Here is an 18,592-nt window from a genome sequence, read left to right on the forward strand (position 1 = left end):
AATGGATGCGGCTGTGGATGCGGTCACGAGCGTCAACGACATCTACTGGTACGGCGTGATCATATTGATCGTAGGCTTCGGCCTGTATTTCACCGTTCATTCGCGGTTCGTGCAGATCCGATTGATACCCGACATGCTGCGCTCGATCACCGAGCGCGCCGAGACGCTCCCCGACGGCACCAAGGGGATCTCGTCATTTCGTGCGTTCTCGATCTCGGCCGGGTCCCGCGTCGGTACCGGCAACATTGTCGGGGTCAGCGTCGCAATCAGCGTGGGTGGGCCGGGGGCTGTCTTCTGGATGTGGGTGATGGCGATCATCGGTGCGGCGACCGCGTTCGTGGAGTCGACCCTCGCGCAGCTGTACAAAGTGCGCGACCGTGACGGATTCCGTGGCGGTCCAGCCTATTACATGCAGCACGGGTTGGGACGCCGTTGGATGGGGATGATTTTCGCGGTCGTCATCACGCTCACCTACGGCTTCGTCTTCAACGCGGTGCAATCCAACTCGATCGTCGACGCGGCCTCGACATCGATCGGGTCGGAGGGCCTTGGCTGGGAGGCGTTGATCGGGGTGCTGGTCGCGGTGCTGACCGCGGCCGTGATCTTCGGCGGGGTGCGCCGGATCTCAGGTGTCACGGAGGTCGTGGTGCCCCTGGTCGCCGGTGCATATATCGTCCTGGCGCTGGTGGTCGTCGCACTCAACATCAGTGAGGTTCCGCGGATGTTCGAGTTGATCGTCGGGAATGCGTTCGGTTTCAGGGAAGCCGTGAGCGGTGGTTTTGCGGCTGCGTTCATCCAGGGCATCCGCCGCGGCCTGTTCTCCAATGAGGCCGGAATGGGTTCCGCGCCGAATGCCGGTGCCACCGCAGCAGTTTCACATCCCGTCAAGCAGGGGTTGGTGCAGAGCCTCGGCGTCTACTTCGACACCCTGCTGGTCTGCTCGATGACGGCGTTCATCATCTTGCTGTCGGACCCCGACTACGGAACCAAGGCCGGAGCCTCACTCACCCAGAACGCGCTGGCCGCCCAACTGGGTGGCTGGACCGTGCACTTCCTCGCGATCGCCATTTTCTTCCTGGCCTTTACCTCGGTCATCGGCAACTACTACTACGGTGAGGCCAACATCGAGTTCCTCACCGAGTCTCGACGCGTACTGCAGTTCTTCCGGGCTTTGGTCGTGGTGTGCGTGTTCGCCGGCGCCATGGGATCGCTTCCTCTCGTGTGGGAAATGGCCGATCTTTTCATGGGCGTGATGGCCACGGTCAACCTCTTGGCGCTGATGCCGCTCGGGGGTGTGGCGTTCGCGTTGTTTGCGCACTATTCGCGTCAGAAGGCGCAGGGAATCGATCCGATATTCCATCGATCCGATTTGCCGGAGGTACGTGGCGTGCAGGTGTGGGAGGATTCCGACACGCATGGCAGGGCGGTGGAGGTCGGCTGACCTTCTCGCCGAAGCCTGACAGGTGACCAAGTCCGTAGGCCTGAAACAATGGGCAATGTGACTACTGGAGCCTGGATCGCCCTCGCGGCCGTATTGGCCGTACTGCTCGTCGCCCTCGTCGTCGGGTCGGTGTTGTACCGACGTCGGCAGATCTCGCTGAAAGCGCCCGAGAAGCCGGAGCTCGGTGCTCCCGAGAAGGACCGGTCTGGCGGCTATCAGGCGGGCGGCGGGTTCAACTTCAGCCAAGGGCCCACCGCCACAGCTCCGCCGCGTGAGCCGGCGCCGCCGAAGCCGGTCGAGCCCGAGCCTCCAGTCGTGCCGGCGCCACCGGTCGAGGCGAAGCCACCGGTAGAAGCGGAGCCGGAGGTCGAACCGAAGCCATCTGTCGGGGCGGAGCCGGAGGTCACAGCGCCCGAGGCTGTGGCGCCCGAGTTTGTGGCGCCCGAGGTCGAGGCCCCAGAGCCTGCCGCCCCCGCGGAACCGGTCACCTACGAACCTGTCGTCGCACCCGAGGTGGTTCCCGAGGTCGAGGCCGAACCCGAACCGGCTCCTCCCGTCCCCGCTCTGGACGAGATTGCTCCCACGGAGGGGCGCCTCGACCGCCTGCGTGGGCGGCTGTCCCGTTCACAGTCCGCGGTCGGCAAGAGTCTGCTGGGGCTCCTGGGCGGCGGCGACCTCGACGAAGACTCCTGGGAAGAGGTGGAAGACACTCTCCTCATCGCCGATCTCGGTACAGCGACCACCACCAAGATCGTCACGTCGCTGCGAGAGCAGATGGTGTCGCGGGGTGTCCGTACCGAAGCCGAAGCCCGCGCGTTGCTGCGCGAGGTCCTGATCACAGAGTTGCGCCCTGAACTCGATCGTTCAATTCGGGCCCTCCCACACGACGACTCCCCGGCGGTCCTGCTCGTCGTCGGGGTGAACGGCACCGGCAAGACCACCACAACCGGCAAGCTCGCGCGCGTTCTCGTCGCGGACGGCAGGCGGGTGCTGCTCGGCGCCGCCGACACGTTCCGCGCCGCTGCTGCGGATCAACTTCAGACGTGGGCCGAGCGCGTGGGCGCCGAAGTGGTCCGGGGCAAGGAAGCAGCGGACCCGGCGGCCGTCGCGTTCGACTCCGTGTCCAAGGGAATCGACAGCGGCGTCGACGTCGTGCTGATCGACACCGCGGGCCGCCTGCACACCAAGACGGGGTTGATGGACGAACTCGGCAAGGTCAAGCGGGTGGTCGAGAAGAAGGCCTCCGTCGACGACGTCCTGCTGGTCCTCGACGCGACGATCGGCCAGAACGGCCTGGCCCAGGCGCGCGTATTCGCCGAGGTCGTCGACATCACGGGTGTGGTGCTCACCAAACTCGACGGCACGGCCAAGGGCGGCATCGTCTTCCAGGTCCAGCACGAGCTGGGTGTGCCGGTGAAACTGGTCGGCCTCGGTGAGGGCGCGGACGACCTCGCACCGTTCGAGCCGGAGGCGTTCGTCGACGCGCTGCTCGGCTGACAGCCAGCGACAGGTGGAAACCGACCTCCCGGAACCTCTGGTGAAACCTGCACGCAACATAACCCGCCGCTGCGTTCACGTGCGTGCAACAGTTCGGTGGCAAATCCGAAACACTGCGAAACCAAACTACTCCTGACCGCGCGCGGCCCAGCGCGCAACAGGAGGTAGTGGTGAGTCCCGACGAATTGTTGGCAAACTCTGGCAATGCCGCGTGGATGCTGATGTCAGCGTCCCTAGTCCTATTGATGACGCCCGGCCTGGCGTTCTTCTACGGCGGCATGTCCCGGTCCAAGTCCGTGTTGAACATGATGATGATGTCATTCGGCGCAATGGCAGTCGTTGCTATTGTGTACGTGCTGTGGGGCTGGTCGATGTCCTACGGCACCGAGGACATCGGCGGAATCTTCGCGAATCCGTTCGAGTTCTTCGGGTTGAAGGACACCATTACCGATGCGGACGGCAACTTCATCGCCGGCGCCTTCGGTTACCCCAATGTGATCGACGTGGCCTTCCAGGTGACGTTCGCGATCATCACCACCGCGCTTATCAGCGGTGCGCTCGCCGAGCGTGTGAAGTTCAGCACTTGGATGGTGTTCACCGGCATCTGGGTCACCATTGTGTACTTCCCGCTCGCCCACATGGTCTGGGGTGGCGGCCTGCTGTCGCACTCGGAGAATGGCCTGGCAGCGATGATGTTCGGCACCACCGACGACGGTGAGGGCGGATTGACCGCCGCGGTCGCTCCGATCGACTTCGCCGGCGGCACCGTCGTGCACATCAACGCCGGTATCGCGGCCTTCGTTCTCGCATTGATCGTCGGAAAGCGCCTCGGGTTCGGCAAGACCGCGTACCGCCCGCACAACCTGCCCTTCGTGATGCTCGGTGCTGCGCTGCTGTGGTTCGGCTGGTTCGGATTCAACGCGGGTTCGGCGTTCGCCGCCGACGGTAACGCAGGCTTGGCCTGGGTCAACACGACTGCAGCGACCGCCGCCGCAATCCTGGGCTGGCTGCTGACCGAGCGGATTCGCGATGGTCGCGCCACCAGCCTCGGTGCCGCTTCGGGTGCTGTCGCCGGTCTCGTCGCCATTACACCCGCCGCGGGCTCGCTGAGTCCTGTCGGATCGCTCGTAGTCGGCGTGATCGCGGGTATTCTCTCGGCACTCGCGGTCGGACTGAAGTTCAAGTTCGGCTACGACGATTCTCTCGACGTGGTGGGCGTGCACCTGGTGTCCGGACTGTGGGGCACCGTGGCGATCGGCTTCTTCGGAACCTCGACCGGTCTGTTCTACGGTGGTGACTACAAGCAGTTGGTCGTTCAGACCGTCATCGCAGTGTTTGCGCTCGTCTTCACCGGAATCCTGACCGCGATCATCGCTCTCGCTCTCAAGCCGATGGGCTGGAGGGTCTCTGCCGAAACGGAGGCCGATGGCATCGACGAGGGTGAACATGCGGAGACCGCGTACGACGGCCTCGTCAGCCGGTAAATAATGAGAGTGGACACCGGGAACCGCAGAGTCTGGGAAGGGACAACGAAATGAAGCTGATCACGGCAATTGTCAAGCCGTTCACGCTCGAGGACGTGAAGTCGGGACTCGAGCAGGCGGGCGTGCTCGGCATGACCGTCAGCGAGGTTCAGGGTTACGGCCGGCAGAAGGGCCACACCGAGGTGTACCGGGGAGCGGAGTACTCGGTCGATTTCGTACCCAAGGTCAGGGTCGAGGTCGTCGTGGACGATGCGGCGGTCGACAAGGTGGTCGAGGTGATCGTCGAGGCCGCCCGTACCGGGAAGATCGGTGACGGCAAGGTCTGGGTTTCGCCGGTAGAGTCGGTCATCCGGGTTCGCACCGGAGAACGCGGTGCGGATGCACTCTGACCCCAACGGGTTCGGCAAGTCCGGTCCTGGTCCAACCGTCTCGGCGGCTGGGCCAGGACCGGACGTGTCTGGCGGCTCCAACGAGGCGGCGTACCTCGCCCGCGCGCGTCGGCAACTACTCACCGGCGTTTCCGAGTCCGGTCAGGACTCGCCGAATCCTGCAGGCAAGAGACACCCGCTCGGTGCTTCCGCCTTGCGCGATGCTTTCGCCGACCTGCACGAGTACTGGTTGGCGACGAAGGGCGCAGAGATCGGTATCAGACACGACAGCGGCTTCGCGCTCGTCGCCGTCGGTGGGCTCGGTAGGCGGGAGTTGCTGCCGTTCTCGGATCTCGATCTCCTTCTGCTACATGAGGAGATGGATCCGGCGGTCGTCTCGCAGGTGGCCGATCAGCTCTGGTACCCGTTGTGGGACGCACACGTCAAACTCGACCACAGCGTCCGCACGGTCACTCAGGCACTGCACGTGGCGGACACGGATATCATTGCGGCCCAAGGGATGCTCGAGGCACGCCACATCGTCGGCGACATCGAGCTGACCAACCTACTCATCAGCGGGGTTCGCAGGCAGTGGCGCACCGATATCCGCAACCGCTTCGACGAGCTCATCGCGCAGACGAAGTCGCGGTGGGAACGCAGCGGTGAGGTCGCTCACCGTGCCGAGCCCGACCTGAAGAGCGGTCGTGGGGGGCTGCGGGACGTACAGCTGCTCAATGCCCTGTCCATCGCACAGCTGACCGACGGGATGCCCGGGCTCGGCCCCGAGTTGCCTGGTGGGGGTTTGGCCCTCGCGCATCGTCGGCTCCTCGACGTCCGCACCGAGTTGCACAGAGTGGCCGGCCGCACCCGCGATCAACTACACGCCCAGGACGCCGACGAGATCGGGGCGGCACTGCGGATCGGGGATCGTTTCGACCTCGCACGCATGCTCAGCGACGCCGCGCGCACCATCAGCTACTCGGTGGACGTGGGTGTGCGTACGGCAGCAAACGCCCTACCGCGGCGCGGGTTGGACCGGCTTCGTCGACCTCCGGTGCGGCGCCCTCTCGACGAGGGTGTGGTCGAGCACGCCGGCGAGGTGGTGTTGGCGCGTGACGCACGACCTGCGAAGGACCCCGGCCTGGTCCTGCGGGTGGCGGCGGCATCCGCGACGACGGGCATGCCGATGTCTGCGTCCACGCTGAATCGTCTGGCCGACAACGCCCCGGAACTGCGCGAGCCGTGGCCGAAAGAAGCTCTGAACGACCTGCTGGTGATGCTCGGCTCGGGTAGCGGTGCCATCGCGGCGATCGAAGCGCTCGATCGGACCGGACTATGGGGAAGGTTGCTGCCCGAGTGGGGTGCCGTACGGGACCTGCCCCCGCGGGACTCCGTGCATACGTGGACGGTCGATCGGCATCTGGTCGAGACCGCCGCCCGTGCAAGCGGTTTCACGACCAGGGTCTCGCGGCCGGACTTGTTGATGCTGGCCGCCCTGTTGCACGACATCGGCAAGGGGCGCGGCGGAGATCACAGCGTGGTCGGTGCCGAACTGGCCAGGCAGATCGGTAAGCGACTCGGACTGTGGCCGTCAGATATCGCCCTGCTGGCGGCGACCGTGCGGCATCATCTGCTGTTGCCGCACACCGCGACTCGTCGCGACATCGAGGACCCCGAGACCGTGGCGCGGGTGGTGGAGACGCTCGGTGGCGACGGAGTGCTCTTGGAGTTGTTGCAAGCGCTGGCGGAGGCCGATTCGCTGGCCACCGGTCCGGGCATGTGGGGCGACTGGAAGTCCTCCCTGATCGGGGAACTCGTGCGGCGATGCCGATTGCTCATTGCGGGTGAGGATCTTCCCGTACCCGATCCGCTCGATCCGGAACATCTCGCTCTGGCGGCGACGGGCGGTATTCACGTCACGTTGCTTCCTGCGGACAGTCCGAACACCTATGTAGTGACCGTCATAGCACCCGACCAACAGGGTCTGCTGTCGAAGGCTGCAGCTGTTCTCGCGTTGAATTCGCTGCGGGTTCACACGGCGTCGGTGGGCAGCGCGGAAGGGTCTGCGGTGGACTCGTTCGTCGTGTCGCCGAAGTTCGGAGCGCCGCCACAGGCGGGTTTGCTACGGCAGGAGCTGATCCGTGCACTGGAGGGGGAGTTGGACCTGCTCGACATGCTCACCGCCAGGGAAGAGGAGGCAAGGGAAATCCGCCGGGCGGCAGCGGTGGAGGAGGGCGGCGAGGCCGCGGTTCCGGTGCAGTATGCACAGGCGCCACCGCGGGTCATCTGGTTCGACACCACATCCGCGGGTGAGAGCATCCTCGAACTGCGGGCCGAGGACCGGCCGGGTCTGCTCTCGCGTCTGGCCGACGCATTCGACCAGTGCGATGCCGACGTCCTCTGGGCTCGCGTGAGCACCCTGGGGTCGTCGGTGATCGACTCGTTCTGCCTCGCCCTGCGCGACGGTGACACTCGGCGGAAGAGAGAAGAGATCGAACGTGCGGTTCTGGGTGTGGTTCCGCCCGAGATGCCCGAGACTGAGAGGGACAGTGGGGTGCAGTGATCCGCCGGGCGCAAGCGGCTACGCTGGTGCCCGAGAATGTCCATCGCACACTCGTACGACTTCAGGAGCCTAATCGGTGTTCGAATCCCTTTCCGACAGGTTGACCGGAGCCCTCAAGGATCTGCGCGGCAAGGGTCGCCTCTCCGGTGCCGACATCGATGCTACGTGCCGTGAGATCCGGTTGGCTCTGCTCGAGGCAGACGTCGCGCTTCCTGTGGTCCGAGCGTTCATCGCCAAGATCAAGGAGCGCGCCAAGGGGGTCGAGGTCTCGGCGGCGCTCAACCCTGCGCAGCAGGTGGTCAAGATCGTCAACGAGGAACTCGTCGGGATCCTCGGTGGCGAGACACGTCGATTGGCCCTCGCCAAGACGCCGCCGACGGTCATCATGCTCGCCGGTCTGCAGGGTTCGGGTAAGACGACCCTGGCCGGCAAGCTCGCCAAGTGGTTGCGCGACCAGGGGCACACTCCGTTGCTGGTGGCCTGCGACCTGCAGCGCCCCGGTGCGGTCGGCCAGCTGCAGATCGTCGGTGAGCGTGCGGGGGCCACGGTGTTCGCCCCGCATCCCGGCACGTCCGTAGGCGGCGGCGACAACGAGTTGGGCATCAGCGCTGCCGATCCGGTGGAGGTCGCGCGCGCCGGTGTCGAGGAGGCTCGCAACAAGCAGTTCGACGTGGTCGTCGTCGACACCGCCGGCCGTCTCGGAATCGACGCCGATCTGATGGCGCAGGCCGCGGGAATCCGCGACGCCGTGAACCCGGACGAGACGATCTTCGTTCTCGACGCGATGATCGGTCAGGACGCGGTCAGCACCGCCGAGGCGTTCCGCGAAGGAGTCGGGTTCACCGGTGTCGTGCTCACCAAGCTCGACGGCGACGCGCGGGGCGGCGCCGCGCTCAGTGTGCGTGAGGTCACCGGCCAACCCATCCTGTTCGCCTCCACGGGTGAGAAGCTCGAAGATTTCGACGTTTTCCACCCCGACCGGATGGCCAGTCGCATCCTGGGTATGGGCGACGTGCTCAGCCTCATCGAGCAGGCCGAGCAGGTCTTCGACCAGAAGCAGGCCGAGGCGACGGCCCAGAAGATCGGCGCAGGTGAGCTCACCCTCGAGGACTTCCTCGAGCAGATGATGGCCGTCCGCAAGATGGGGCCCATCGGCAACCTCCTGGGGATGCTCCCCGGTGCCGGCCAGATGAAGGACGCCCTCGCGAATGTCGACGAGAAACAACTCGATCGCGTACAGGCCATCATCCGGGGCATGACACCCGCCGAACGCGAGAACCCGAAGATCATCAACGCCTCCCGCCGGCTGCGGATAGCGAACGGTTCAGGCGTGAAGGTGTCCGACGTCAATCAACTCGTCGACCGCTTCTACGAGGCCCGCAAGATGATGGCTGCGATGGCGGGGCGCATGGGTATGCCGGGTTCGCGCAAGCCCCAGCGCAGCAAGAAGGGCAAGAAGGGCAAGAAGGGCGGCAAGGGGCCGACGCCACCGAAGGTCCGGGGAGGATTTCCGGGCGGAATGCCGGCAGGGTTCCCGGGTATGCCCCCCGGTGGCCTGCCCGCCGGCATGCCGGACCTGTCGAAGATGCCCAAGGGTCTTGACGAATTGCCTCCCGGGCTCGAAGACATCGACTTGTCCAAGCTGAAGCTGCCGAAGAAGTAATCGGTGGGGGCCCTGCACTTTCGGGGGATCGGCCTGCCGGAGGAGTGCCCGGTCGAGTATTGGGTCGATCAGGGTGTCATCGCTGCCGAGCCGATTCCCGGGGCCGAGACCGTATGTGAGTCGGGATGGATTGTTCCCGGGCTGGTCGATGCGCACTGTCACGTCGGCATCCGGTTCGGTGGCGGTGGCGGCGAGAGTATCGACGGACTGATCGCCCAGGCGAAGACCGAGCGCGACGCCGGAGTCCTGCTGATCCGTGACGCCGGTTCTCCGGTCGACACCCGGTGTGTCGACGACCGTCTCGACCTGCCGCGCATCGTCCGGGCCGGACAGCACATCGCCGCCCCCAAGAGGTATATACGCGGGCTTCCTGTCGATCTCGAGGACGAAGCGCAACTGCCGGACGAGGTGGTTCGGCAGGCCAGAGCCGGTGACGGTTGGGTCAAGCTGGTCGGTGACTGGATCGACCGTTCCTCAGGCGATCTGGCCCCGCTGTGGAGCGACGATATCCTCGTCGAGGCGATCGCGGCGGCACATCGAGAAGGCGCTCGCGTTACCGCGCACGTTTTCGCCGAGGATGCACTCCCGGGCCTGCTCGAGGCGGGAATCGACTGCATCGAGCACGGGACCGGGCTCACCGACGAGACGATCGGACTGATGGCTACCCACGGCGCCGCGCTCGTCCCGACCATGATCAACATCGCGACGTTCCCGCAGATCGCCGACTCCGCCGAGCGGTTCCCGATCTACGCCTCCCACATGCGTGACCTGCACTCGCGAGTCAAGGACACGATCGGTGCGGCTCGGGACGCGGGCATCCCCATCTATGCGGGCACCGACGCAGGCGGATCGATCGCCCATGGGCGGATCGCCGACGAGGTGGAGGAACTGAAGTCGGTCGGGCTGTCGCCGACGGAGGCGCTCGGTGCCGCGTGCTGGAATGCCCGTTCGTGGCTCGGCCATCGAGGACTCGAGGCAGGCGCACCCGCGGACCTGCTGGTCTTCCGGAACGACCCCCGTGCGAGCAGTGACGTTCTCTCCGCGCCCGATGTCGTCGTGTTGCGAGGGCAGGTCGTGAAGACCAGATGACCTTCGTTTTTCTCTCTCGGTGTTCGTCTGGCAGAATAAGGGGCTGTTCGTCGCATCCGGTTACGCACCGAGCGGCGGTCACAGGAAAGAGGCAAAACCGGGCGCGCTATTCCTGCGCGTCGCAGAATTGCACGTGACACGTGGGTGCACTCGTGTGCGCCCCGAAGGAGAAGTACAGCAGTGGCTGTCAAGATCAAGCTCACCCGGCTCGGCAAGATCCGGAACCCTCAGTACCGCATCGTCGTTGCTGATTCCCGCACCCGTCGCAACGGTCGTGCGATCGAGACCATCGGCAAGTACCACCCCAAGGAAGAGCCCTCGCTGATCGAGGTCGATTCCGATCGCGCTCAGTACTGGCTCGGCGTCGGAGCCCAGCCCACCGAGCCTGTCGAGGCAATCCTCAAGATCACCGGTGACTGGCAGAAGTTCAAGGGTCTCCCCGGTGCCGAGGGCACCCTGCGCGTCAAGGAAGCCCAGCCCACCAAGCTCGAACTGTTCCAGGCCGCACTCGCGCAGGCCGAGAACGAGCCCGCTGCCGAGGCCGTCACCCCCAAGAAGAAGAAGGCCAAGGCGGAAGCCAAGGATGACGCCGAGGCTCCCGCAGAAGCGGCTGCTGAGGACGCGGAGGCTGCGCAGAAGTGAGTGCCGTCGTCGCCGATGCCGTAGAGCACCTCGTTCGTGGCATCGTCGCCAATCCCGACGACGTTCGTGTCGAGCTGATCACCGGGCGTCGGGGGCGCACTGTCGAGGTCCATGTCAATCCTGACGATCTCGGCAAGGTCATCGGACGGGGTGGTCGCACTGCGACCGCCCTGCGCACGCTGGTCTCCGGCATCGGTGGCCGCGGGATCCGGGTCGACGTCGTCGACACGGATCAATAGGGGTCGTCCTCCGGTGGAGCTCGTCGTGGGCCGGGTCGCGAAGTCGCACGGCATCAGGGGTGAGGTCGTGGTCGAGGTTCGTACCGACGAACCCGAGAAGCGGTTCGCCGTCGGTGCGGTGCTGCGGGGTCGAAAGCCGCGCGAGCAGAATCTGAGTACCTACACGGTGGAAGCCGCCCGGGAACATTCCGGGCGGCTTCTGTTGTGCCTCGAGGGTGTCTCCGATCGCACGGGAGCAGATGCCCTGCGGGGCATGCTGTTCGTCATCGACAGCGCGGACCTCGAGCCGTCGGACGATCCCGACGAGTTCTACGACCACGAACTCGAGGGTCTGTCCGTGCGTCTCGTGGACGGAACCGAGGTGGGCACCGTCGTCGAGGTATTGCATTCGGCTGCAGGAGAATTGCTTTCGATCCGACGCGCGGGCGAACAGTCCGGCGAGCTCCTCGTTCCTTTCGTCGCCGCGATCGTCACGTCGGTGTCGGTGACCGGCGGCGTCATCGAGATCGACCCGCCGGAAGGGTTGCTCGACCCCGATTTCGGTGATTCGGCCGATGGGATCCGTGACTCCGCCCATGGGAAGTGAGAGGGTAGGCATGCGTCTCGACGTGGTCACCATCTTTCCCGAGTACCTCGAACCGTTGCGAACAGCGCTGCTGGGCAAGGCAATCGATAAGGGGTTGCTGTCCGTAGAGGTACACGACCTACGGAACTGGGCGCACGACGTGCACAAGGCAGTGGACGATTCGCCGTACGGCGGCGGTCCCGGAATGGTCATGAAACCTACCGTGTGGGGGCCGGCCCTCGATGACGTTCTGGCTGACGGTGACGACGAATCGGACACCCTTCTCGTCGTTCCCACTCCCGCTGGGGTCCCCTTCACGCAGTCCACTGCCGAGCGTTGGACAGGGGAGAAGCACATCGTCTTCGCCTGCGGGCGTTACGAAGGAATCGACCAACGCGTCTTCGACGACGCCGCCCGCCGCGTGCGGGTCGAAGAGGTGAGCATCGGCGACTACGTGCTCATCGGAGGCGAGGCGGCCGTACTGGTGATGACGGAAGCCGTCGTCCGGCTGATCCCGGGTGTCCTGGGCAATCAGCAATCGCACCAGGAGGATTCGTTCTCGGACGGTCTCTTGGAGGGTCCGAGCTACACCCGTCCCGCCACATGGCGCGGACTCGACGTACCGCCGGTGTTGTTGTCGGGGGATCACGCCAGGGTGGCAGCCTGGCGCCGCGAGCAGGCGCTGCGGCGCACCGCCGAACGGCGCCCGGACCTGTTGCCCTGAGCTAGTTTTGGATCCTCGACCAATCGTCTATCGAGCCGGTTGGGAAGAGCGTCCGCACCACGTCGGTCACCGTATCGCGGGCGTGTATGGCGCTGGCGTCCCCCGACGCATCTGTGTATGACGTATCGGGATAACCCTGTTGGCCGTTGCCGTAGGTGATGTTCTCCCTGGATGCAACGGCCAGAACGTAGCGGTTGTCCTCGCCGATCACCCCGGTGGACAGGTGGATCCACCTGCTCGCCACGCAGCACATCCAGCCCTGCTTCACCCCGACGGCATGTTCACCCGGTAGTCCGTCGGGAATGCCGAACCGCTGGTCATAGCCGTCGGTCCCCAGCGGAGTCGCCGAGTGAAGGTAGCCGAGGAACTCGGCGCTGCGCTCGGGCCCGATTCCGTCCCTGTCGTGGAGGAGGCCGACGTAGAAGTTCACCAGGTCGGAGGCCGTGGTCTCGGTGTTCCACCATGAGCCGTCGCGGGGCGCGGTGGTGGCGACGAGGCCGTAGCGCTGTGCCACGTCGGGAACGATGTTGCCGCCGCCGAGATCGGCCCAGAGCGTGCTGGCGGCGTTGTCGTCGGAGGACTCGAGCATCGGCTCGAGCAGCAGGTGGTCGTGCACGGAGAGCGGTCGCCCGCCGGTCGCGTCGAGGTGGAACAACTGGGCCGCAATGAACAGTTTGGACAGTGATGCCGATTCGATCGGCTGGTCACCCCCCGATTCCAGGTAGCTCCCCGTGGCGCGGTCGAGGACGGCGATGGAGACGTCGGCGCCGCGGTCGGCGGCCGTTGCCACGGCGGCGGTCATGCGTTCGGTGATCGGTGGAACTGCGGGAACGTTCCTGCCGGAAAGGTGCTCGACACTACTTGCGGGTGTCGGAACTTCGGGGGTCGGAGCGGCGACGACCGTGTTCGTGTCTGTGGGAATCGTGCCGATGAGTGCCGCGCCCAGGAGCAGGACGAGGACTGCCAGGAACCAAGTCGGCCTGGGCATAGATTTCTCCTGAGAAACTCCGTGACGGCATCACCGCCGCCGCCATGGTTTCAGCCTAGCGGTAGGGTCCATTCCCGTGATTCTCAGGACCGTCAACCAGCGCATTGCCGAGGAACTCGACGTTCGGGAAGGACAGGTCGCGGCCGCCGTGGACCTTCTCGACGGCGGAGCGACCGTGCCTTTCATCGCCCGCTACCGCAAGGAGGTCACCGGGGCGCTCGACGACGCCCAGCTCCGCCAACTCGAGGAACGGCTCCGATACCTGCGGGAACTCGACGAGCGCCGGGTAGCGGTACTCGAGTCGATCGACTCACAGGGCAAGCTCGACGATCAGTTGCGGGGGCAGATCATGGCCGCCGACACGAAGGCGCGCCTCGAAGACATCTATCTTCCTTTCAAGCCGAAAGTCCGCACGAAGGCGCAAATCGCGCGCGAAGCCGGCCACGAGCCGGTCGCCGATGCACTGATCACCGATCCTTCGATCGATCCCGCTTCGTACACGGCGGAACAACTCGAGGGGGCGCGCGCCATCCTGGTCGAGCGTTTCGCGGAAGACGCCGATCTGGTGGGCGAGCTTCGCGAGCTGATGTGGACCCGCGGGCAGCTGGTGTCCGCGGTCCGTAAGGGCAAGGAGACCGAAGGAGCGAAGTTCGCGGACTACTTCGAGTTCTCCGAGCCGTTCACCAAACTTCCGTCCCACCGGATTCTCGCGGTGCTGCGCGGGGAGAAGGAAGAGGTGCTCACCCTCACCCTGGCACCCGAGTCACAGGAGCCGGTCCCGGGCGAGCCGACGATCTACGAGGGCCACATCGCGGAACGCTTCGCCATCGCTGATCGGGGTCGGCCCGCCGACCGTTGGTTGCTGGACACGGTGCGCTGGGCGTGGCGTACCAAGCTGCTGGTCAAGCTGGGTATCGACACCAGGATGCGACTGCGCCAGTCGGCGGAGAAGGATGCGGTCGACGTCTTCGCAGCCAATCTGCGCGACCTGCTATTGGCCGCACCCGCCGGTACCCGCGCTACGATGGGCCTCGACCCCGGGTTCCGGACCGGCACCAAGGTTGCCGTCGTGGACGCCACAGGCAAGGTGGTGGCCCACGAGACCATCTACCCTCATCAGCCACAGAACAATTGGGACGCCTCCCTGGCCACTCTCGCAGGCCTCGTCGCCCGGCACGGTGTCGAGCTCATCGCGATCGGGAACGGCACAGCCTCCCGTGAGACGGACGCGCTGGCAACCGAACTCATCGCAAAGTTGGGCAGGACCAACCTGACGAAGATCGTGGTGTCCGAGGCCGGAGCGTCGGTGTATTCGGCGTCTGCCTATGCATCAGCCGAGTTGCCCGATCTCGATGTGTCGATTCGCGGTGCTGTTTCCATCGCCCGACGTCTGCAGGATCCCCTCGCGGAATTGGTGAAGATCGATCCGAAATCGATCGGCGTCGGCCAGTACCAGCACGACGTATCGGAGACGCTGCTCGCGCGGTCGCTGGGCGCCGTCGTCGAGGACGCGGTGAACGCAGTCGGAGTCGATGTGAACACAGCGTCCGCGCCGCTGCTTGCGCGCGTATCCGGTATCTCTGGGTCGCTGGCCGAGAGCATCGTCGCGCACCGCGACCGCAGCGGCCCGTTCCGGAACCGGCAAGGGCTCAAGGACGTCACGAGGCTCGGTCCCAAAGCCTTCGAGCAGTGTGCGGGCTTCCTCCGCATTCCAGCCGGCGACGACCCCCTCGACGCATCGAGCGTCCACCCGGAGGCGTATCCCGTGGTGCGCAGGATCGTCTCTGCGAGCGGTACCGATGTTCGTGAGGTCATCGGCAACACGGCTGTTCTGCGCCGTCTGAATCCTGCAGATTTCGTCGACGACCGGTTCGGTCTGCCCACGGTCACGGACATCATCGGAGAGCTCGAGAAGCCCGGGCGTGACCCGCGCCCGGAGTTCAAGACGGCCACGTTCGCGGCGGGCATCGAGAAGGTGTCGCATCTGAAGCCGGGAATGACGCTCGAGGGGGTCGTCACCAACGTGGCGGCATTCGGTGCGTTCGTCGACGTCGGCGTCCATCAGGATGGCCTCGTCCACGTTTCGGCGATGTCCCGCAACTTCGTCAAGGATCCTCGTGACGTCGTGAAGTCGGGTGACGTGGTGAAGGTGAAGGTTCTCGAGGTCGATGAGGCCCGACAGCGGATCTCGCTGACCCTACGGCTTGACGACGAGGTCGCGGCGGGCGGTCGCAAGAGCGAGGCCCCCGCCGGCGGCCCGAAACGGGAGCGCCGCGGTGGAAAGCCGCAGCAGGGGCGACGCGAATCACGGCAGGCTCCCGGCGGTTCGATGGCCGACGCCCTGCGAAAGGCGGGCTTCGGCAAGTAATTCGGCGCCGCGGCCGCTTTCGTGCCGAAACAGCCGACGGTGTAGAGGCATTTTCGTTTTGATGGAGCCGATGGTTCCTCACTGAAATGGGCGATGTCGATGCACGAATGGCTGGAGACCGAAATCATCGGACAGGGGCGCTTGCCGCTGCTGTTCTTCCTGCTCGGATTCCTTGGGACGTTTCTCTTCATCCGGGTGAGCGTGCGGATGATTCGTGCCGAGGTCTCGTGGTGGCCCGGCAACGTGACGCCGGGCGGACACCACGTCCACCACGTGGTGTTCGGTGTGGTTGCCATGCTCGTGTCGGGGGTCTCCCTGATCGCGGTGTACGAGGACGGCACCCAGATGACCGGTGCGGTCCTCGCCGCGTTCTTCGGGGGCGGCGCGGCCCTCGTGCTCGACGAGTTCGCGTTGATCTTTTATCTGCAAGACGTCTACTGGTCGGCTGAAGGTCGGGCCTCGGTCGACGCCGTGTTCGTCGCAGTTGCCGTGACGGGTCTGTTGCTGCTCGGGTTCCGACCACTCGAGTTGATGGATGTCACCAGCTTCCGCGACTCCCCGGAGATCGGGGTCCGAGTCGGTATCGCCGTGCTGTCCGTGGTCAATCTGCTGATCGCGGCGGTGGTGCTGTCGAAGGGGAAGATATGGACGGGCCTGTTGGGCCTGTTCGTCTTCCCGATACTGCTGGTCGGTGCAATCCGGTTGAGCAGGCCGGGTGCGCCTTGGGCCCGTTGGCGCTACACGGACAAGCCCAAGCGGATGCTGCGGGCTCTCGAGCGAGAGCGTAAGTGGCGTCGGCCGGTGATCAGGGCCAAGATCTTCGTGCAGGATTTCATCGCAGGTCCGCCGAGTGCGGAACAGGTGAGGAAGGCCGCGGAGCACGCGAAGGCGGCGGCGGAAGCCGAACTCGACCAGGTAGTGCATCCCGCCCCACCGCCGGGTTCGTCGAGTTTGGTGGCGTCTGGCACAATGGACGGGTTGCCTGCACCAGGCAGCACTACTTGATCAGAGCACGAACCAGACGAGCAGCGGGCTCCTTCGGGTCCTTGCGTGCCGCTCGGTTCCTCTGCTCCTGCGAGAATGCAAGGATGGAACACCGATGAACACTCTCGATTTCCTGGACAAGAAGTCCCTGCGCGACGACATTCCCGATTTCCGCCCGGGCGACACCCTGAACGTACACGTCAAGGTGATCGAGGGCTCGAAGGAGCGTGTGCAGGTCTTCAAGGGCGTCGTGATTCGCCGCCAGGGCGGTGGTATCCGCGAGACCTTCACCGTCCGGAAGGTCTCTTTCGGTGTAGGCGTCGAGCGCACCTTCCCCGTGCACAGCCCCAACCTGGCGAAGATCGAGGTCGCCACCCGCGGTGACGTTCGTCGCGCCAAGCTGTACTACCTCCGCGATCTGCGTGGCAAGGCCGCCAAGATCAAGGAAAAGCGCTGACCTATCCGATGAGCCCGGCATCGCGTACGCGCGGTGTCGGGCTAATCTGTCTCAAAACCAGATTCTTCGAAGGAGTTCGCATTGTCGTCGGAATCCGAGACCACCGGCGAGTCTGCCGCCGCCCCGAACGGTGACGACGGTACCGCGAAGTCCGAGAAGAAGAACCGCTCCTTTCTCCGCGAGCTGCCGATCCTGATTCTGGTCGCACTCGTTCTGAGTTTCTTTCTGCAAACGTTCATCGCCCGCGTGTATCTCATTCCGTCGGAATCGATGGAACCGACGCTGCACGGGTGTCCGGGTTGCACCGGTGACCGCATCGTCGTCGAGAAGATCGGCTACCGGTTCGGTGACCCGCAGCCGGGTGATGTCATCGTGTTCCGCGGTCCCGAGTCCTGGTCGCAGGACTTCGTTTCCACTCGTTCCTCCAACACGGTGATCCGTGGCATGCAGGAACTCGGCTCCCTCGTCGGTCTCGTCCCACCGGACGAGAACGACCTCGTCAAGCGTGTGATCGCCACCGGCGGTCAGACCGTCGAATGCTGCGACGACGAGGGCAACGTCCTCGTCGACGGTCAACCACTCGACGAACCGTATGTCGTCATGGATTTCCCCTTCGTTCCTGGCTCCCAGACCTGTGACACAGCCTTGAAGTCCGCGCGCTGCTTCGGTCCCGTCACGGTGCCGGAGGGGAACCTGTGGATGATGGGGGACAATCGCAGCAATTCCGCGGACTCGAGGTATCACGTCGGCGACGAACTGCAGGGCACCATTCCGATCGACAACGTAATCGGGAAAGCTGTATTCATAGTGTTGCCGCCCTCCCGTATGGGCACGATCAGTTCGCCCAACCCTCAGGAACAGTGACGTCCTGGCCTCCACGCGTAACCATTCGCAGGTCGTCCGGTCTGCGGACGATGGAGTCCGCGCTGATTCGCAGCGGCCTCGGCCCGGTGGCCGGTGTCGACGAGGCAGGCCGCGGGGCGTGTGCAGGCCCACTCGTGGTCGCGGCATGCGTGCTGGCCGCCAAGCCCAGTCCCGCGCTCGCCAGGATGGACGATTCGAAGAAGCTCACCGAACGCACGCGTGAAGAACTCTTCCCCGTCATCACTCGGCTTGCGCTGGCGTGGAGCGTGGTGTCGTTTCCCGCCCGGGAGGTCGACCGCATGGGTGTGCACGTAGCCAACATCGAGGGGATGCGCCGAGCGGTCGCGGGGCTCTCGACCGCACCCGGTTACGTCCTCACAGACGGCTTCCGGGTTCCAGGACTGCCGGTTCCGTCGCTGCCGGTAGTCGGCGGTGACGGGGCAGCCGCGTGCATCGCGGCCGCGAGTGTACTGGCGAAGGTCTCCCGCGACCGGGCGATGGTGACGATGGACGATACGCACCCGGGATACGGATTCGCGGTTCACAAGGGATACGGCACCACTGCTCACATGACGGCGCTCGCGGAATTGGGTCCGTGCCCGGAGCACCGCCGTTCATGGTCAAATGTCGCGGCGTTGCTTCGGCCGAGTGGATAA

General features: G+C 65.2%; 17 protein-coding genes. 16 read left to right on the plus strand and 1 reads right to left on the minus strand.

The features are described 5' to 3' along the window. Window position 1: 1 nt before the first annotated feature. From BFN03_RS05560 to trmD, 11 genes are all read left to right on the plus strand, one after another. Window positions 2-1,441: an alanine/glycine:cation symporter family protein gene (locus BFN03_RS05560; protein ID WP_070378179.1), complete on the plus strand. Its 1,440-nt coding sequence runs from the start codon at window positions 2-4 to the stop codon at window positions 1,439-1,441. A 48-nt stretch (window positions 1,442-1,489) separates the two neighbouring features. Beyond that, window positions 1,490-2,938: a signal recognition particle-docking protein FtsY gene (ftsY, locus tag BFN03_RS05565; protein WP_198163389.1), complete on the plus strand. Its 1,449-nt coding sequence runs from the start codon at window positions 1,490-1,492 to the stop codon at window positions 2,936-2,938. Between the two features lie 170 nt (window positions 2,939-3,108). Further along, the gene (locus BFN03_RS05570) at window positions 3,109-4,422 is read left to right on the plus strand and encodes an ammonium transporter (RefSeq protein ID WP_198163391.1); all 1,314 of its coding nucleotides are present in this window, start codon (window positions 3,109-3,111) and stop codon (window positions 4,420-4,422) included. A gap of 50 nt (window positions 4,423-4,472) precedes the next feature. Further along, the gene (locus BFN03_RS05575; protein WP_070378180.1) at window positions 4,473-4,811 is read left to right on the plus strand and encodes a P-II family nitrogen regulator; all 339 of its coding nucleotides are present in this window, start codon (window positions 4,473-4,475) and stop codon (window positions 4,809-4,811) included. Then, window positions 4,801-7,353, plus strand: coding sequence for a [protein-PII] uridylyltransferase (locus BFN03_RS05580; RefSeq protein WP_070378181.1), 2,553 nt, complete (start codon window positions 4,801-4,803; stop codon window positions 7,351-7,353). The genes BFN03_RS05575 and BFN03_RS05580 overlap by 11 nt, the downstream gene beginning before the upstream one ends. Before the next feature lie 76 nt (window positions 7,354-7,429). After that, window positions 7,430-9,016, plus strand: a complete 1,587-nt coding sequence (gene ffh / locus BFN03_RS05585; protein ID WP_070378182.1) for a signal recognition particle protein — start codon at window positions 7,430-7,432, stop codon at window positions 9,014-9,016. Window positions 9,017-9,019: 3 nt separating this feature from the next. Next, window positions 9,020-10,105, plus strand: coding sequence for an amidohydrolase family protein (locus tag BFN03_RS05590; protein WP_070378183.1), 1,086 nt, complete (start codon window positions 9,020-9,022; stop codon window positions 10,103-10,105). Window positions 10,106-10,285: 180 nt separating this feature from the next. Beyond that, window positions 10,286-10,747 carry a 30S ribosomal protein S16 gene (gene rpsP / locus BFN03_RS05595; RefSeq protein WP_070378184.1) on the plus strand — a complete coding sequence of 154 codons (462 nt, stop codon included), beginning with the start codon at window positions 10,286-10,288 and terminating at the stop codon, window positions 10,745-10,747. Next, a complete protein-coding gene (locus BFN03_RS05600; protein WP_005240479.1) occupies window positions 10,744-10,986 on the plus strand; it encodes an RNA-binding protein in 243 nt (80 codons plus the stop codon). The genes rpsP and BFN03_RS05600 overlap by 4 nt, the downstream gene beginning before the upstream one ends. 13 nt (window positions 10,987-10,999) lie before the next feature. Then, a complete protein-coding gene (gene rimM / locus BFN03_RS05605; protein ID WP_070378185.1) occupies window positions 11,000-11,572 on the plus strand; it encodes a ribosome maturation factor RimM in 573 nt (190 codons plus the stop codon). 10 nt (window positions 11,573-11,582) lie between these two features. After that, the gene (gene trmD / locus BFN03_RS05610; RefSeq protein WP_070380647.1) at window positions 11,583-12,275 is read left to right on the plus strand and encodes a tRNA (guanosine(37)-N1)-methyltransferase TrmD; all 693 of its coding nucleotides are present in this window, start codon (window positions 11,583-11,585) and stop codon (window positions 12,273-12,275) included. A 1-nt stretch (window position 12,276) separates the two neighbouring features. Here the strand turns inward: trmD and BFN03_RS05615 are convergent, their stop codons facing one another. Beyond that, entirely contained in the window at window positions 12,277-13,263 is a 987-nt protein-coding gene (locus BFN03_RS05615; RefSeq protein ID WP_070378186.1) for a serine hydrolase, read from the minus strand. 76 nt (window positions 13,264-13,339) lie between these two features. Here BFN03_RS05615 and BFN03_RS05620 point away from each other — a divergent pair, with 76 nt between their 5' ends. The 5 genes from BFN03_RS05620 to BFN03_RS05640 all read left to right on the plus strand — a co-directional run bounded on the left by BFN03_RS05620 (window position 13,340) and on the right by BFN03_RS05640 (window position 18,592). After that, on the plus strand, window positions 13,340-15,631 hold the full coding sequence (locus BFN03_RS05620) for a Tex family protein (RefSeq protein WP_070378187.1): 2,292 nt from the start codon (window positions 13,340-13,342) through the stop codon (window positions 15,629-15,631). A gap of 99 nt (window positions 15,632-15,730) precedes the next feature. Further along, window positions 15,731-16,636 carry a hypothetical protein gene (locus BFN03_RS05625; protein ID WP_070380648.1) on the plus strand — a complete coding sequence of 302 codons (906 nt, stop codon included), beginning with the start codon at window positions 15,731-15,733 and terminating at the stop codon, window positions 16,634-16,636. 94 nt (window positions 16,637-16,730) lie between these two features. Beyond that, window positions 16,731-17,072 carry a 50S ribosomal protein L19 gene (gene rplS / locus BFN03_RS05630; RefSeq protein ID WP_070378188.1) on the plus strand — a complete coding sequence of 114 codons (342 nt, stop codon included), beginning with the start codon at window positions 16,731-16,733 and terminating at the stop codon, window positions 17,070-17,072. 81 nt (window positions 17,073-17,153) lie between these two features. Beyond that, a complete protein-coding gene (gene lepB, locus BFN03_RS05635) occupies window positions 17,154-17,936 on the plus strand; it encodes a signal peptidase I (RefSeq protein WP_070378189.1) in 783 nt (260 codons plus the stop codon). After that, window positions 17,933-18,592: a ribonuclease HII gene (locus tag BFN03_RS05640; protein ID WP_084385506.1), complete on the plus strand. Its 660-nt coding sequence runs from the start codon at window positions 17,933-17,935 to the stop codon at window positions 18,590-18,592. Before lepB ends, BFN03_RS05640 begins: the two co-directional genes overlap by 4 nt.

This window comes from Rhodococcus sp. WMMA185, from assembly GCF_001767395.1.
In the GTDB taxonomy this organism is placed as follows: Bacteria; Actinomycetota; Actinomycetes; order Mycobacteriales; family Mycobacteriaceae; genus Rhodococcus_F.